Raw genomic sequence first — 16007 nt, 5'->3', positions numbered from 1 at the left:
AGGAGGTGATTCACATGGGTTTTTGGACAAACGAGTTTCTTGCAAAACAAAGGGAAAGATGGCTCAACTCTCTTCAAAAATTTCAGTATCAGGTTTCAGGTGTCTGGTACGATGCAGAGGTAAACAGTGCTCAAATCAGCGGAAACAGTATCATCATTCTTGCTAATATTCCTAACGTTCCAGCCGTGGCTAACACGGTGACACGCATAAGAATTTATGATGACGCAGGAACATTAGCAGGTGAGCAGGAGGTGAGTATATCAAGAACAGGAGTACAAAGCATTTTAATTAAATTTAATCTACCGATACAGGAGGTGTAAAAAATGGCATACGGCAGGACATTTTGGTTGAACCATGTTGTTGACCCTGCAACCCAGCAGGTGATTCAACAGGGGACTCCTCAAGACCAGGACCGGTTTAACAACATTGAAGAAGGTGTTTTTGCCGGAGATGCGATGGCTCTTGAGGCTATACGAATGGCGAGACTTCTCAAAGACAAGACGGATGGGTTGACTGGAGAGAAAAAGACAGTGGAACTCACAAATACACAGAAATATCCGTTCAACAACAGTATTCAAACCGTATCCCTTGCTACGAGTAGGAACACTCAAGACTATACTGTCTATGCGGAAATAGTCAGCTATGAAAATGGCGGAGTTGGAAGCATAGAAATCACTGAAAAGCTGCTTAACGGATTCAAAATAGCATTTACAGGAGCTGCGTCCAGGGTTGTAGTCAATTGCTATATCCAGGGAGGTATTTAATCATGTCTTTCTGTTACACCGATACAGACAGATGTGTTTGCTGCGGTGAAATAATCCCAGAAGGAAGACAGATTTGTATAAACTGCGAGAAAGGAGTGAACGAAGAATATGGCAAACATAATCATAAAGTCCGAAGAACGAAAACAAGCCGAAGCATACGTGGCTCGCTCTTTCGGAGCAAATCCCAAAAATGCTGCTGACCGTGAGCATGTTGAATGCATTGCTGCAAGAACAGCAGAAGCCTACAAAGAATTAAGAAGAATGGAGGAAAATAGACGATGAACGTTGTTAATAAAAACGAAGGGCCGAAAATTGAGTATTCGGTTACTGGAAATATTATCAGTTTCAGAGATGAGATTATGCTTAATCTTTCAAAGTATGAAAGAGACGACACAAATCATATCGACATCTGTGCCGACAGTATGGGATGCCTGGTTTGCGGTACGGCAGCGGGACTCAGATACGTGGCTGAAATAGACATACCGGCACGGACTTATATTGAAACTCCGGTTGAAAATCCGGAAGAAGGAGAACCTGCTACGAGACTTGAACCGGTTCCCTTTGATATTGATAAATGTACTCTAACATTATGGGATTTGGAGGTGTAAAGAATGGCAAACTTTGATGATTTTAAATTGGCGGTTGAATCTCTTTCTGGAGGGAAAAATACGGTAAAACTCGACGACGTTGGGATGCCCTCAGTGCTTGTTGTTCTTCCTAAAATGTTAACTTCTGAACTATATTCAGGTGCTACATCAACAGTGCATCCTGCATTTGTACTGAATAGTACAGAAAAGGCAAAAGTAGGAGTCAGCAAATATCAAAACATCATTGTAAACAACAGAGCGTATTCACTGCCTATGCAGGACCCGAAGACCTCTATAACCTGGGATGCTGCACTTGCAGCATGCAGACAGAAAGGAAGCTCCTGGGGACTTATGCCGTTTTCTCTGTGGGGAGCAATTGCTCTTTGGAGTAAAAAGAACGGAACAATGCCACGAGGAAATAACAACTATGGTTCTGACCATGGGTATCCTCATGAAAAAGGTGTGGAGACTTACTTTGACAGTGGAGCCGGAAAGACTGGAAGGACAGCTACGGGTTCGGGACCGGCAACATGGAATCACAACTGGCTGCCGGATGGCATTGCAGACCTGAATGGAAACGTTTGGGAATGGTGTGCAGGAATGCGGCTGGTTATGGGAGAAATTCAAATCATTCCTTATGCTGACTGTATGAATGCGACTTCTGATATGGGAGAGAGCTCCACTCACTGGAAAGCTATTTTGCAGGATGGTTCGCTTGTTGCGCCAGGTACAGCCGGTACGCTTAAGCTCGATTATGTTTCAAGTAAATGGACTCTTTGCACATCAATTACCTCTCAGCTTGATTCATCAAGAGGTTGTCTTTTTAAAGATATGACCCTTGCATCTGGCGTTACATGCCCGCAGATTCTTAAAGAGCTTGGTTTATTCCCTGATGGGGCTGTTGTTGATGAAACATACGGCAACGATTACTTTTATGCTAACAATGGAGTAGCAGAGCGGTTCCCCTTTCGCGGTGGCAGCTGGGGCTACACGTCCTACGCGGGAGTCTGCTGCACGGGCTTGGGCAATCCGCGTTCGGGCGTCGGCGCGGGCGTCGGGTTCCGCTCCGCTTACTATGGAGAACTGTAAACTGTATACTGTTAAACTGAATGCGGCCGATAGGCCGCTTTACTATTTCTAAAGAAAGGAGAATAATTGACGGAAATAAATCAATTTCAGAATAATCCAGAGCAAAAACCGGATAAGAAAGCATTCGTTCTCAAAGAGAAAATAGCCGACATGATAAAGTACGGGAAACGAGCAGTGGCTCATTTTCCAAGGAGAGAACGGCAAACTGCGGATGAAATCCGGACATCTATGCTCAGGATGTATCGCCTGTCTATTGAAGTAGAGAAAAAGTATTACAAGAAGACGACGTTACAAGAGCTTGACATAGAACTGGAGGTTTTAAGACATTTTATCCGGTTAGCACAGGATAAAGACTACTACGATAAAAACTTTGCTCCACCTCTGCCTTTTAAAAAGTATGAGTATTGGAGCAGGTTGCTTGATGAAATCGGTCGTATTATTGGAGGATATATGAAATCCCTCAAATAGTACGATTATGGGGAGCAAGCCTATAGCGGTTCCCGATTCGCGGTGGCAACTGGAACAACACGTCCAACGCGGGAGTCTTCTGCACGAGCTTGGGCAATCCGCGTTCGGGCGTCAGCGCGAGCATCGGGTTCCGCTCCGCTCTGCGCCTGTATCGGAGCGATAATGGGCGTATATCTTACGGGAATGCGCACAGTGTACAGGCTCAAAGGGGCTTGCTTCCCTCCCTTTGCTCTGAACGACATGGGGAAAAGATTATATTGCCGTGAAAACGCTCATTATTGAAGCGAGGCGGAAACGTCACGCACGGCGCAAATACAAGGAGGACGCATGAAGGAAATCAAAGATAATTGTGAAGGAATGACCATGATTACAGATGTCTTTGATGATATCTGCGATTACGAAAACCTCTATAATTCATACCTGGAAGCTCGGAAGGGCAAAAGGTACCGGGATGATGTGCTGGCTTATACAGCAAACCTTGAGTCGAACCTCATTATCACTCAGAACGAGCTTTTGTGGGGAACTTACGAAGTCGGCCCATACCGGCCTTTTTATGTTACCGAGCCGAAACTTCGGCTTGTCATGGCATTGCAGTTTAAAGACAGGGTGGTCCAATGGGCAATTTATCGATGCTTGAATCCGGTTTACGACAAACTGTTCATTGAAGACAGCTATGCATGCAGAATCGGGAAAGGAACCCACAAAGCCGCCGACAGATTGCAATACTGGCTACGCCAGGTAAGCAGAAAGGAGGGGAAATGGTATTATCTTAAGCTTGATATAAGCAAATATTTTTACCGCGTTGACCACGCAATTTTGTTTGAAATCCTAAAACGGCGAATAACCGATGAAAGGCTTCTCAATCTTCTTTGGAAAGTCATAAACTGCGAGAATACGAAATTCGGTCTTCCCTCCGGAATGAATCCGGAAGAATGTACAGAGGATATGTGGCTATCGGATGTAGGTATGCCTATAGGCAACCTAACATCCCAGTTATTTGCAAACATATACCTCAACGAGCTTGACCAATATGCAAAGCACGAGTTGAAGCTCCATTACTACATTCGTTACATGGATGATGTTATTATATTGTCCAATGATAAGAAGTTCCTGAATCAAGTTAAGCACGAGATTCAGAGATTCCTTGACGAAGAGCTTCACCTTGACCTCAACAGTAAGACAGCTATACGTCCGATTACACTTGGAATTGACTTTGTTGGTTACAAAATATGGGCTACACATCGTAAGCTCAAGAAACAAACGGCGAGGCGCATCATTAGAAAGGTTAAGCACATGTGCGAAGAATTAAAATCCGGAAGACTGACGAAAGAAGAGTTTATGAGAAGCGCAGCATCTTACAAAGGGATGCTGCAACATTGCAATAGTTATGGTTTACGAAGAAAGCTCAATGAAATCTATCAAAAAGCAGAAAGGAGTGAAGCATTTGGCAATTGATTTTTTATCACTTCTCGCCCTGATGGGGATACCGTCCGCTGTTACAGGACTGTGCTTCTGGGCAATTCAAAAATCAATTACAAGGCGTGATGCCAAAAGAGACAAACAGGAGGAAGCAAGAAAAAAAAACGAGCTCTTGCTTATCAAAGGTGTTGGAGCAGCAATAGCACTCGGTGAAGCTACGGCTCAATCCATAAAACGGCTTGACAGTAAATGCAACGGAGAGATGGAAAAGGCTCTGGAGTATGCACGAGCTGTTAAGCATGAACAGAAAGATTTCCTTAATGAGCAAGGGGTTGACAATTTCCTGTGATTGGGGGTGATTATATGCGAGGCAAGAAAAGAAATCCTCCTGAGTTTTCAAAGAAAATATTCATTGGCGTGTCCATTGTAAACCTATTCGTTCTCATTTTCGCTTGCATCATGATATGGAGAACAATGGACCTCACTCCGCTAAGTTATTTAATCCCCGCAGCAGCCGCAGAGATGGCAACAGCTACGGGTTTTTATTATAACAAGGCGAAGATGGAAAACCAAATCAAGCTTAAGAAATTATACGGTGATAAATACATCCCAGACGAGGACATCGGAAATCAAAATAGTCAAGTTTGAAAGGGGAGATAGACATGAACATAACCCAGAGGCCGTCACCAAACAAATACGATGGTCGTAAAGGCTGGAAGCCTGACATGATTGTGTGCCACATTACCGAAGGAAGTTATGAAGGCGCAGTAAGCTGGCTCTGCAACCCGCAAGCTCAAGCATCGGCTCATTTCGTAGTCGCTCAGGATGGAAGAGTATCACAGCTTGTTCCACTCACGGATGGAGCATGGTGCAACGGAACCAGCACAGACGCAAGTTCGAGTGTGTACTACGGGAAAAGTACCCTTGCAGCCGTTAGAGAGCGTAAGACCAATGCCAATTATTATACCGTGAGCATCGAACATGAAGGGATATGGGCCAAGACAAAGGGTAAGCTCACGGATGCACAGCTTGCTGCTACAATTGAACTGATTAAATTTATCCGAAGCGAGGTAAAACGCATTTACGGCGTTGAAATACCGCTTGACCGTGAACATATTGTCGGGCACTATCAAATAAATCCGGTCACAAAGCCAAATTGCCCAGGCTCCGAATTTCAATTTGATGCTATCATAGCGGCATTGAAAGGCAGCGAATCCTCCACAGGAAATCAAGGCAATTCAGCATCAGGGACCGTTCTTTACAGGGTGCAGGTTGGTGCCTACGGGGTTAAAGCCAATGCCGAAAAGACACTGGAGGCTATTAAGGCTAAGGGATATGATACCATGCTTGTGCAGGTAGGAAACCTGTATAAAGTTCAGGTAGGAGCATATTCCAAGAAAGAAAATGCTGACAACATGGCTGCAAAGCTTAAGGCTGATGGCTTCGATACCTTTATTACCACCCAGGGAGGAACAACGGTCAGTGTAGAATCAGCTTCTGCATCCATAACAGTCGGTAGCAAGGTTAAGATTAAAAGCAGTGCTGCCAAGTATAGTACGGGCCAGGCAATCCCTGACTGGGTAAAAAATAACACATATACGGTGCAGCAACTCGGTGACGGAAAAGTGTTGCTCAAAGAAATAGTTAGCTGGGTGAACATCAGTGATGTTTCGCTCGTATAAAAAAGGAGGAGTGAATTGTGAACGAAATACTTACGACTTTAATTCAGGTAGTAATCATTCCGGCCATACCGGTTTTAGTTACCTTCCTCGTGAAATACTTTAAGACTAAAACAAATGAAGCAATTGCCACCATAGACAACGATACCCTGCAACAGGCTCTCTACGAGGCCGCCGATGCCGTTTATACAGCAGTAACCTACACAGCGCAGACCTATGTTGACAGCCTTAAGAAAGCAGGAACCTTTGATGCAGAAGCACAAAAGACAGCGTTTAACACAGCAAAAGAAATGGCTGTTAAACTGTTATCGCAGAAAACCAAAGAATTGCTTGAGTCGTTATACGGAGACCTCGACACCTGGCTCACTGCAAAAATTGAACAGGCCGTCAAAGAACAAAAGAGCAAGTAACAAGTTAAGCCCTCTCTTGGAGAAAATCCTTGAGGGGGCTTTATTTTTTTGCCAAAAAATCCACTATTTACAAGGCTTACGGGATTTTCGATTTTCAGAAGCTTTCAGACGTTTTGAATATAAAACTATAGGCTTGCATTATCAAGGCTTATAAAGCAACTGGGAAGCTCTCAGAGGCTTTTGCTCCTTTGCCATAAATGTAAAACTTGATAATAAAAAATTTTATAAAAAATAAATTATTTGATTGACACTTACATATTGGTAAGTTAGAATGAAGTCAAGAATTAAAACTTACCAAACGGTAAGTAGGAGGTAGTTGAAATGACAGCAACCAAAGAAATGGAGCGCAAGACTCTTGAAAAAATCAGACAGATGGTAGCAGAGCTTGGAACAGATAGCTACTTGGCAGCAGCATTCGACGGAGCCTTTGAGATAGCAGAACAGAATATTGAAAACGATTTTGGCTGTACGACTCGGTATTACATCAATGAAGTGCAAAAAGCTGAAGATGCAAAATTAGAGATGGCAAAACAGCTTAGTAGTCTTAAAGAAGCATATGAAACAGTTTTAAAAAGAGAGTCAATGTTAAAGACAAACATAGAAGAGCTTAATGAAGCGTTAATGACAGCAAAGAGAGAAGCCGCAGGATATAAAAACCAGGCTGAATCCTACAAAGTAATGATTGAAGACCTTGAGTGCGACGTTATGAAGCTGAAAGCCAAGCTGTATGACTACATGGCAGGGGAGGTGAAATAGTTGCTGAAAGAAGTACCTGGTCATGAGCACCTGGTCCACACTTGCAGACAGGGAACCGGAAAGCCGGAAGTTAACCTGCATGATGTAATGCCCTACATGGTAATAGACGGAAAACTGGTTCCTATAAAGTATTGCCCGTACTGCGGCATCAAGGTTGAAGAGGATGAAAGAAAGTAAACATGAATAGCCGATGGGCGGCGGCGAAACCGCCCAGAAAGGAGTAGAAAGATGAGTAATAGTAGATTTTACGAAGAAGAATGCCTGAAAAGGGTAAGAAAAATAGCCCAAGAGCTTGACGAGTTATCTGCAAATCCGCAAAGCAGGGATGAGCTGGAAGAACGAGCCGAAGAGTTAGAACAAGATATAGCAGATTATGAAGACAAAGATAATGGCCAGTTGACCGAAGCGGAACAAGAAGAACTTCAAGAAATGAAGGAAGAACTCGAAGCAATCCGTGAAAAACTGGATAATGGAGAAGCAACTGATTTATACAGCTACTTTGAAGATGCTCTTGATATCGAATATCATATTGGCGGTGATGGTGAGTACAGAGGTGTTGCGGTGACAATAGCAACCGGAGGACCTCATATCGAAGTTGACACCAGTGACAGAGCCGTGAAGCTCTGGTGGGGCGGCGATAAAGCACAATGGAGCATATGTGGGGATACGGCTGATGCCATCGATGAAATCTTTGAAGAACACTATCAAGCCATACGTTAATCAAGGAGGTAGTGTAAATGTATAAAGTTAGAGGCAAATACAAAGGCCATCCATGGGAGGATATTGATGAATTTGATACTTTAGAGGAAGCTATAGCCATGAGAAATGAATACCGGATTGCATTCGGACCTGACTGGCTGATAAGAGTAGAGGAGGCTGATAATTAACGAGGAGGATGAAAGATGGATAAGATTGTTTTAACCATAAAGGATACCGAGTTTCTCCTTGACTGGAGAGACAAGAACAAGGACATTGTTCGCCGGTATCCTCCGGTTTTACCGGCATGTAAGATAGATTGCACCGAGTCCGGTTATGTTATCAAAGGGTTCCGGAATGAATCGAAGATAAGGCTCTATGTAAGTCATAAGGGATTAAGTCTTGGAATGATGGAATATAGAATACGACCAGACGGACTGCTTGATTTGGTTAAGGATAGAACGGACCTGAGCAGTGAAGATAAGCAATCTGTACTCACCGTTTACTGTTCAGCAATGGCTTTTATGGCATACTGCAAAGAAACTGAGACGGAAGTCCTGGAAGAGAATGAACGAGAGAACAGCGAAGTCCACAGCCTGCGAAAAAATGTTCAGAAAAACCAAAGCAAGAAGAGTAGAAGCTCGGCATCCACAGTTTATCTCATGAAAAGCAGTAGCGGGAAAAGGCACTTTGCTGCATCCGGATATCGAAAATCTCCAAGCGGTCAGTTTACGGTCCGAGGGCATTTCCGGCATTACAAAAGCGGAAAAGTTATTTGGATAGATTCATTCATTAAAGGTTCCGGAAAAGGGAAAGATAAGGTATATAAGATTGGTAACAAAATATAGTTTTTATCAAAATACAGCCCCGTGCAAAAGTCATACGAAACTTTGAATACATAAATACCACATGATGAAAACGGGGCTGTTTAGAGGCAATTTCGGCGGTTGAAAAAGACCGCTATGTTTGTTATAATTAATTACTTGTGATAGTGCATGATGAGCATTCCTCCTGCTTCCCGTGAGCATGGGGGATGCTATGCTTATAATTTAATTGAATGGGGGATGAATAGTGTATAAAAGATCTCTAAAAAAGAGTCTTGTAAATTCAACCCTGCTTTTAGAGATATTTATAGCTTTGTTCATAATCTTGGCCATAATAATAAGTTTTACAGACCTGGCAAAATACATTTATCAGATTATTTTCTTCAATCAGGTTATATCTTATGACCTCTTAACCAACTTTTTAGGTCACGCCCTGTTGATGGCTGTGGGAGTGGAGCTCGTGGTTATGTTAATAAACCACACTCCTGGCAGCATAATTGAAGTGTTGCTTTTTGCTATTGCCAGAAAAATACTGATCAGCAGCAAGGGAATGGGTGATTTTATTTTGGGTATACTGGCAATAGCAGGTGTATTTGCTATTAGAAAATATCTTTTTGTTGAAGACATATCAGGAAGAAAGGGTACGACTTTGAGTGCCAGTACACCTATAAAAGATGTAAATAGAATTGTTGGGTTGAATCTGCCTGAGGATTATGCCAATACCATTGGCGGGCTTCTTTCACGCTATGCACAAGACCATAAGATAGACTTGCGAGAAGGGGTAAAGCTTACGATATACAATGCTAATATTGAAATTGCTAAAATGGAAGATAATTTGATAGAAAAAGTAAAAGTCACCAAGGAATTAGACGAGGAGGAATAACTATATTGGGACAGTTTAGGTATGAGTTGATAAAAGAAGAAAAGAATACCCGTGCAAGGTTGGGTAGAATTTATACACCTCACGGGGTTATTGAAACGCCTATCTTTATGCCTGTAGGCACACAGGCCACGGTTAAGGCTATGACTCCTGAAGAGCTCAAGGATATTGGTGCGCAGATAATATTGTCTAATACTTATCACCTTTACTTAAGGCCAGGCCATAACATAGTAAAAAAAGCCGGCGGACTACATAACTTTATGCATTGGGACAGGCCGATTCTTACAGACAGTGGCGGTTATCAGGTATTCAGCCTGTCAGACCTCAGGGAAATAAATGAAGAGGGGGTATATTTTAAATCCCATCTGGATGGGTCCAGGCATTTTATTGGACCGGAGAAAGCCATGGAAATAGAAAATGCTTTAGGTGCTGACATAATAATGTGTTTCGATGAGTGTGCTCCGTATCCATCAGAATGGGAATATGTAAAGAGGTCCTCGGACATGACAATTAAGTGGGCGCAAAGGTGTAAAAAAGCTCACAACAGGCCCGATGAGCAGGCACTCTTTGGGATACTCCAGGGTGGAATATATGAAGATATAAGGACAGAAAATGCGAAAAGGATGGTAGATATGGACTTCCCAGGGTACTCAATAGGTGGGTTGAGTGTTGGTGAGCCAAAAAATATAATGCTGGACATCATAGAACTGGTGGAGGAGTATATGCCCAAGGACAAACCTAGATACCTTATGGGCGTTGGCAGTCCAGACCTCCTTATAGAAGGAAGCATAAGAGGCGTTGATATGTTTGACTGTGTTTTGCCCACAAGGATAGCCCGAAATGGTACCGTCATGACTAGCCATGGCAAACTTGTTATAAGAAATGCACAGTATGCAGAAGACTTTACTCCACTTGATGATGAATGTGACTGTTATGTGTGCAAAAATTATACGAGGGCTTATATAAGACATCTTTTTAAAGCAGGCGAGATATTGGCCGCCAGGCTTGCCACTTACCACAATATATACTTTTTAATAAGGCTAATGGAGAGGATAAGGGAAGCCATAAAAAACGATTCTCTTCTGGATTTCAGGAAAGAATTCTTTGCAAAATATGGTTATGAGTTGTAAAATAGAAAAAAAGAAGGGAGGGATATTATGAACCAAACGATGGTCCTGATAATTGAGCTGGTGGTTTTCGTAGGTATATTTTATCTCCTTATCATACTGCCACAACAACAGAGGGACAAAAAGGAAAAAGAGATGTTGGCCTCGCTAACACCGGGAGACGAGATCATAACCAAAAGTGGCATTTACGGGAAAATACTCAACATTAAAGACGATGCAGTAACTATAGAGGTTGGTGCAGACAAGGTGAAACTGAAAATAGCCAAGTGGGCTGTTGGTGGTATACTAAATAAGGCGCCGTCAAAAGAGAACAAAGTGGAAAAAGAAGATAAAAAGGAAGGAAACAACCAGTAAAAGACTGCTTCGCAGTCTTTTTTCTGTGGTTATATTTTTTTATTTGAATCATATTTTGTAATATGATTAAGTGTTTAGGGGGTGGATAGTATTGGACAGAGAAATGGCGAGCTCGTTTAGAAGTGTTATCAAAAGCGTGCTTATAGGATATATAATTGCCATAATCATATTTTTAATTTACGGAATGCTACTCAGGTTCACTTCAGTTTCCGAAAGTTCCATGCCGATTGTAACAAGAGTTGTGTCGGCTGCTACCATATTTTTATCTGGCATTCTGTCAGCAAGACAGACAAGAAGCAAGGGATGGATAACCGGTGGACTGGCTGGATTTATATACACAGCACTCTTATTAGTATTTTCAATGATATTACTTAAGGAATTTCAGCCTGATACAAATTTGTTGGTAGACATTGCTGTTGGAATACTTGTGGGAACACTTGGTGGTATCTTAGGGGTAAACCTATAAACTTATTTTCTTATCAGCAAACTTATGATATAATAATGAAGAATTTAAACGTTAGGAGGGGATTGGTTTGAAACATATTAGGACTTTAAATGTACCTCAAAATAAAGTGAATATATCTGATTGTGAGGGATGTCATGCCTCGTGTCAGTCTGCATGCAAAACCTCCTGCACAGTTGCAAATCAAAAATGCCCAAAAAACTGAAAAATGGGCAGCTAAGCAGTAAATATTAGTTGATCTAATATCTACTGCTTTTTAAATTTTTTCCTGGAGGATGGGTATATATATGATTCATAGATTCAAAATTGATGGGCTAAATATAGTGCTGGATGTAAACTCTGGGTCTATTCACCTTGTAGATGATTTGACCTATGATATATTGGAACTTTATCCCAACCATATGGAGGATGAAATAGTTGAACTTTTGAAATTTAAATACGGTGAAGAAGAAATAACAGAAGCAATAAATGAGGTAAATGAGCTTGTTGAAGGTGGACAACTGTTCTCAATGGATCCCGGTATGGGTTACAGTATGAATGGCTATAAACCAGTAGTTAAGGCTTTATGCGTACATCCTGCGCATGACTGCAATTTAAAATGTGACTACTGCTTTGCGTCATCAGGAAGCTATAATCAAGATAGATGCTATATGAGTTTGGAAACAGGGAGACAGTGTGTAGATTTTCTAATAAAAAACTCAGGAAACACTAAATTGCTGGAGATAGACTTTTTTGGTGGAGAACCGTTGATGAATTTTGATGTTGTGAAAGACATGGTGTACTATGCGAAACAGAAGGGCATGGAGCATAATAAAGAATTCAGCTTTACCATAACCACAAATGCAACCCTATTAGATGATGGGGCAATAGATTTTATAAATGAGAACATGTATAATGTGGTCTTAAGTCTTGACGGCAGGAAAGAGGTCAACGATAGGTTTAGACACAATCACGCCAATGAAGGTACATATGACATTGTTTTAAAAAATATAAATAAACTATTAAGCAAAAGAGGAGACAAAGAGTACTACATAAGGGGCACATATACAAGGTGTAACCTTGATTTTACAGAGGATGTAAGAGCCATTGCCGACCTTGGTTATAAAGAGATTTCCTTGGAACCTGTAGTATCAAAAGATGAACGATTTGCATTAACGGAGGATGATCTGCCATCAATCTTTAGTGAGTATGAGAAACTTATGAGATTTTGTTTAGAAAGGGAAAGAGAGGGGAAACCTATAAACTTTTATCACTTTAATATAGACCTAAACGGTGGTCCATGTATACTCAAAAGGATAACAGGTTGCGGGGCAGGGTTTGAATACCTGGCGGTTGACCCATCAGGTAAGATATATCCCTGTCATCAGTTTGTAGGGATGGATGAATACGTTATGGGCAATATTTTTGATGGGATAAAAGATGAAAATATAGGAAAGGCGTTTCTAAACAGCAATATATATACGAAAGAAGAGTGCAGAAACTGCTGGGCAAAATTTTACTGCAGCGGCGGTTGTCATGCATCCAACATAAAGATTGGCGGCGGGCTTGATAAGACGTACAGACTGGGTTGTGAGATAACTAAAAAACGGCTGGAGTACGCAATAGCGATGCAGCTAAAGAAAATGGTAGGTGAATCTTCATGATTTTGCAGTATAATTCCAAAAAACCTGTTATCAGCCCTAAAGCTTATATATTAGAAGGTGCTACTATCATAGGCGATGTACATGTAGATGATTTTTCCAGTGTGTGGTATGGAAGTATAATAAGGGGTGACGTCAACAAGATTACCATAGGAAAATATACAAACATACAGGACGGCTGTGTGATTCACGTAAACGAAAACTCCGAAACACATATAGGGAATTATGTTACTGTTGGACATAAGGCTGTAGTTCACGGATGTACCATAGGTGATTATGTTCTTGTTGGGATGGGTGCCATAATTATAGATAATGTATCAATAGGAGATAATGTCATAATTGGTGCCGGCGCTTTAATAGCAGGGCGTAAAAGCATTCCTTCAAACTGTTTAGTGTATGGCAACCCAGCAAGGATCGTAAGGGAGCTTAATGAAGATGAGATAAGGCATATAAGAGATAGTGCTTTAAATTATAGTAAACTTGCTTTTGAACATATTGCTGCCATTAAATAATATATGTACCATGGTTAAAATAGGCAATATTTATTGAAGTTATAGAAATATTGCTGTAAAATAGTATCGGTCTATATAATTATGGAAAGGGGATTGACTGTTAATTTGTTGACGTCCCCACACAAAAGTCTTATAATGAACTTATGATTTGGAGAAAGGGGTCGTAATTAGATGAGGGTAAAAAATGCAGTAAAATTTGCCATAATTATAGCAATTATAGCTATCGTATCCTTTGTGATGTTGCAGGGTATAACTATAGGAAGCTTTAAGATTGAGCCTATCAAGAACAGTATACGCCAAGGTCTTGACCTGAAAGGCGGTGTTTATGCCATCATGGAGGCACAGGGTAATGTGACTCAGGATGACATATCAAAAGCCATTGTCGTAATAAATGACAGGGTAAATGCTTTAGGTGTTACAGAACCCATTATTGTACCTGAAGGTACAAACAGGATACGGGTTGAACTTCCCGGTGTAAGTGATCCTGAAAGTGCTATTAACTTCCTTGGACAGACAGCCCAGCTTCAGTTTATTGGTCCAGATGGGAAGATAGTTTTAACAGGTGCTGATGTAAAAGATTCAAGGGCTGTACTTGGTAAAGATGAGATGGGAGTGGAAACCCCACAGGTTACACTAAGTTTGACCCCGGATGGAGCCAAGAAGTTTGCTGATGCCACAGAAAAATATTTGAATCAACAGATTTCCATAGTCCTTGATGACAAGGTGATATCTGCTCCTGTAGTTAGGTCTAAGATTACGGGTGGCGAAGCAGTAATCACCGGCCTTGAGAATTTTGATGAGGCATCAAAGCTTGCGATTCAGATAAGGTCAGGTGCTTTGCCTGTACCCCTAAAGCCTATTGAGATAAGAACAGTGGGGCCAACTCTTGGACAGGACGCGCTTACCAAGAGCATACAGGCTGGCATATACGGGGTACTTCTTGTCATGCTATTTATGCTTGCATATTATAAATTGCCAGGATTTGTAGCAGACATAGCATTGGTGATTTATATTATAATTTCATTTATAGTTTTTGCAGCTATCAAGGTTACAATGACACTTCCAGGTATAGCCGGTGTTATACTTTCAATTGGTATGGCAGTAGATGCCAATGTAATTATCTTTGAAAGGATAAAAGAAGAGTTAAAAAATGGAAAGAGCCTCAGGGCGTCAATAGACCAGGGGTTTAGCAGGGCTTTAGTGACTGTTGTGGACTCAAATGTTACGACACTCATTGCCTGTGCTGTCCTTTTCTTCCTTGGGGAAGGGTCGATCAAAGGTTTTGCTATTACCCTTTCCATAGGTGTCCTGGCCAGCATGTTGACCGCAGTGGTCTTAATGAAATATATATTAAACACTGTCGTTGGTATGAATATTACAAAGAACCCGAAGTTATTCGGTCTATAAGGAGGCCTTGGGATGTTTGATTTTATCGGCAAGAGAAATATATTTTTTGTTATATCTCTAGTAGTAATACTGGCTGGTATAGTTGCCACATTTGTCTATGGAGTGCAGTTCGGCATTGACTTTACCGGAGGTACGATAATCCAGATAAATATAGGCAAAGAATTTAATAACAGCGATATCTATGAGATTTTAAACAAGTATAATGTTGGAAAGGATAGTTTTGTACAGCAAGCTGGGGATTATAGGCATGAGGTGATAATTAAGACTGTTGATATGCCTGATGAACAGAGACAGAGTATAATAAATGATATACTTAAAAAATATGACCTAAAGAATGATGCTATACTCTCAATAAATAAGGTAGGTCCAACCATTGGGAGCGAATTACGAAGGAATGCATTGATTGCAGTCGTCGTTACCTCTGTGGCTATGCTCATATATATTGCCATAAGGTTTGAATATAAGTTTGGCGTTGCGGCTATAATTGCATTGATACATGACCTGCTTGTGACATATGCCGTGTATGCCCTTTTTAAGATCCCGATTAACAGTTCTTTTGTTGCAGCGATGTTGACGATACTTGGTTATTCTATAAACGATACTATAGTTATATTTGACAGGATAAGAGAAAACCTCAAGAACAGCAAGAGCAAAATGACTATAGAGGAGCTTATCAACAAAAGCATAAGCCAGACAATGACAAGGTCAATAAATACAGTGCTGACCACGCTGTTTACAATTACAATACTTTATTTCATAGGTCCAAGCTCTATAAAGGAATTCGCATTGCCATTGATTGTTGGTATTGCCAGTGGTGCGTATTCTTCAATCTTTATTGCTTCACCAATATGGTACCTTTGGAAGAGAAATGAAAAGAGCGTAAAATCTACTGCGAAATCGGGTCTGAGGACCACATAAATTATGGGGGTGTA

General features: G+C 41.2%; 25 protein-coding genes. All 25 read left to right on the top strand.

The features are described 5' to 3' along the window. The first annotated feature begins 14 nt into the window (after positions 1-14). The 25 genes from FWJ32_RS01195 (at position 15) to secF (ending at position 15993) form a co-directional block, all read left to right on the top strand. Complete coding sequence (locus FWJ32_RS01195; protein ID WP_149544145.1) at positions 15-320, top strand: hypothetical protein; 306 nt, start codon at positions 15-17, stop codon at positions 318-320. A 3-nt stretch (positions 321-323) separates the two neighbouring features. Beyond that, positions 324-764 (top strand): hypothetical protein, encoded by a 441-nt coding sequence (locus tag FWJ32_RS01190; protein ID WP_149544144.1) that lies wholly within the window; start codon positions 324-326, stop codon positions 762-764. A 108-nt stretch (positions 765-872) separates the two neighbouring features. Then, positions 873-1046, top strand: coding sequence for a hypothetical protein (locus FWJ32_RS13395; protein ID WP_203227531.1), 174 nt, complete (start codon positions 873-875; stop codon positions 1044-1046). Continuing rightward, on the top strand, positions 1043-1372 hold the full coding sequence (locus FWJ32_RS01185; RefSeq protein WP_149544143.1) for a hypothetical protein: 330 nt from the start codon (positions 1043-1045) through the stop codon (positions 1370-1372). Before FWJ32_RS13395 ends, FWJ32_RS01185 begins: the two co-directional genes overlap by 4 nt. Positions 1373-1375: 3 nt before the next feature. Beyond that, on the top strand, positions 1376-2440 hold the full coding sequence (locus FWJ32_RS01180) for a hypothetical protein (RefSeq protein ID WP_149544142.1): 1065 nt from the start codon (positions 1376-1378) through the stop codon (positions 2438-2440). 66 nt (positions 2441-2506) lie between these two features. Next, positions 2507-2908, top strand: a complete 402-nt coding sequence (avd, locus tag FWJ32_RS01175) for a diversity-generating retroelement protein Avd (RefSeq protein ID WP_203227530.1) — start codon at positions 2507-2509, stop codon at positions 2906-2908. 327 nt (positions 2909-3235) lie between these two features. Beyond that, positions 3236-4363 carry a reverse transcriptase/maturase family protein gene (locus tag FWJ32_RS01170; protein WP_238988751.1) on the top strand — a complete coding sequence of 376 codons (1128 nt, stop codon included), beginning with the start codon at positions 3236-3238 and terminating at the stop codon, positions 4361-4363. Then, positions 4353-4676: a hypothetical protein gene (locus FWJ32_RS01165; RefSeq protein ID WP_203227529.1), complete on the top strand. Its 324-nt coding sequence runs from the start codon at positions 4353-4355 to the stop codon at positions 4674-4676. Before FWJ32_RS01170 ends, FWJ32_RS01165 begins: the two co-directional genes overlap by 11 nt. Positions 4677-4690: 14 nt before the next feature. Beyond that, positions 4691-4975 carry a hypothetical protein gene (locus FWJ32_RS01160; protein WP_149544141.1) on the top strand — a complete coding sequence of 95 codons (285 nt, stop codon included), beginning with the start codon at positions 4691-4693 and terminating at the stop codon, positions 4973-4975. A 14-nt stretch (positions 4976-4989) separates the two neighbouring features. Beyond that, the gene (locus tag FWJ32_RS13390; RefSeq protein ID WP_203227528.1) at positions 4990-6009 is read left to right on the top strand and encodes an N-acetylmuramoyl-L-alanine amidase; all 1020 of its coding nucleotides are present in this window, start codon (positions 4990-4992) and stop codon (positions 6007-6009) included. Positions 6010-6026: 17 nt separating this feature from the next. Next, positions 6027-6416: a hypothetical protein gene (locus FWJ32_RS01150; protein WP_149544140.1), complete on the top strand. Its 390-nt coding sequence runs from the start codon at positions 6027-6029 to the stop codon at positions 6414-6416. Between the two features lie 321 nt (positions 6417-6737). Further along, positions 6738-7172 carry a hypothetical protein gene (locus FWJ32_RS01145; protein ID WP_149544139.1) on the top strand — a complete coding sequence of 145 codons (435 nt, stop codon included), beginning with the start codon at positions 6738-6740 and terminating at the stop codon, positions 7170-7172. After that, positions 7173-7349, top strand: coding sequence for a hypothetical protein (locus tag FWJ32_RS13240; RefSeq protein ID WP_162523457.1), 177 nt, complete (start codon positions 7173-7175; stop codon positions 7347-7349). A gap of 51 nt (positions 7350-7400) precedes the next feature. Beyond that, on the top strand, positions 7401-7892 hold the full coding sequence (locus FWJ32_RS01140; RefSeq protein ID WP_149544138.1) for a hypothetical protein: 492 nt from the start codon (positions 7401-7403) through the stop codon (positions 7890-7892). 17 nt (positions 7893-7909) lie between these two features. Then, complete coding sequence (locus FWJ32_RS13235; RefSeq protein WP_162523456.1) at positions 7910-8059, top strand: hypothetical protein; 150 nt, start codon at positions 7910-7912, stop codon at positions 8057-8059. 15 nt (positions 8060-8074) lie between these two features. After that, complete coding sequence (locus FWJ32_RS01135) at positions 8075-8716, top strand: hypothetical protein (RefSeq protein WP_149544137.1); 642 nt, start codon at positions 8075-8077, stop codon at positions 8714-8716. Positions 8717-8939: 223 nt separating this feature from the next. After that, complete coding sequence (locus FWJ32_RS01130) at positions 8940-9575, top strand: transporter associated domain-containing protein (protein WP_149544136.1); 636 nt, start codon at positions 8940-8942, stop codon at positions 9573-9575. Between the two features lie 5 nt (positions 9576-9580). Then, positions 9581-10702, top strand: a complete 1122-nt coding sequence (gene tgt / locus FWJ32_RS01125; protein WP_149544135.1) for a tRNA guanosine(34) transglycosylase Tgt — start codon at positions 9581-9583, stop codon at positions 10700-10702. Between the two features lie 27 nt (positions 10703-10729). Then, positions 10730-11053, top strand: a complete 324-nt coding sequence (yajC, locus tag FWJ32_RS01120; RefSeq protein WP_149544134.1) for a preprotein translocase subunit YajC — start codon at positions 10730-10732, stop codon at positions 11051-11053. A gap of 91 nt (positions 11054-11144) precedes the next feature. Next, positions 11145-11519, top strand: a complete 375-nt coding sequence (locus FWJ32_RS01115) for a TIGR04086 family membrane protein (protein WP_149544133.1) — start codon at positions 11145-11147, stop codon at positions 11517-11519. A 67-nt stretch (positions 11520-11586) separates the two neighbouring features. Next, positions 11587-11721: a six-cysteine ranthipeptide SCIFF gene (gene scfA / locus FWJ32_RS01110; protein ID WP_149544132.1), complete on the top strand. Its 135-nt coding sequence runs from the start codon at positions 11587-11589 to the stop codon at positions 11719-11721. A gap of 82 nt (positions 11722-11803) precedes the next feature. Then, positions 11804-13159 carry a thioether cross-link-forming SCIFF peptide maturase gene (gene scfB, locus FWJ32_RS01105; RefSeq protein WP_149544131.1) on the top strand — a complete coding sequence of 452 codons (1356 nt, stop codon included), beginning with the start codon at positions 11804-11806 and terminating at the stop codon, positions 13157-13159. Beyond that, a complete protein-coding gene (locus tag FWJ32_RS01100; RefSeq protein WP_149544130.1) occupies positions 13156-13668 on the top strand; it encodes a gamma carbonic anhydrase family protein in 513 nt (170 codons plus the stop codon). The genes scfB and FWJ32_RS01100 overlap by 4 nt, the downstream gene beginning before the upstream one ends. Before the next feature lie 171 nt (positions 13669-13839). After that, entirely contained in the window at positions 13840-15075 is a 1236-nt protein-coding gene (secD, locus tag FWJ32_RS01095) for a protein translocase subunit SecD (RefSeq protein WP_149544129.1), read from the top strand. Between the two features lie 12 nt (positions 15076-15087). Continuing rightward, positions 15088-15993, top strand: a complete 906-nt coding sequence (secF, locus tag FWJ32_RS01090; protein WP_149544128.1) for a protein translocase subunit SecF — start codon at positions 15088-15090, stop codon at positions 15991-15993. The last annotated feature ends 14 nt before the right edge of the window (positions 15994-16007 follow it).

The sequence above is a fragment of the Calorimonas adulescens genome (genome assembly GCF_008274215.1).
Classification (GTDB): Bacteria; Bacillota; Thermoanaerobacteria; order Thermoanaerobacterales; family UBA4877; genus Calorimonas; species Calorimonas adulescens.
The sequence above is the reverse complement of the archived record's forward strand: the minus strand, read 5'-3'. Positions and strand labels throughout refer to the sequence as shown.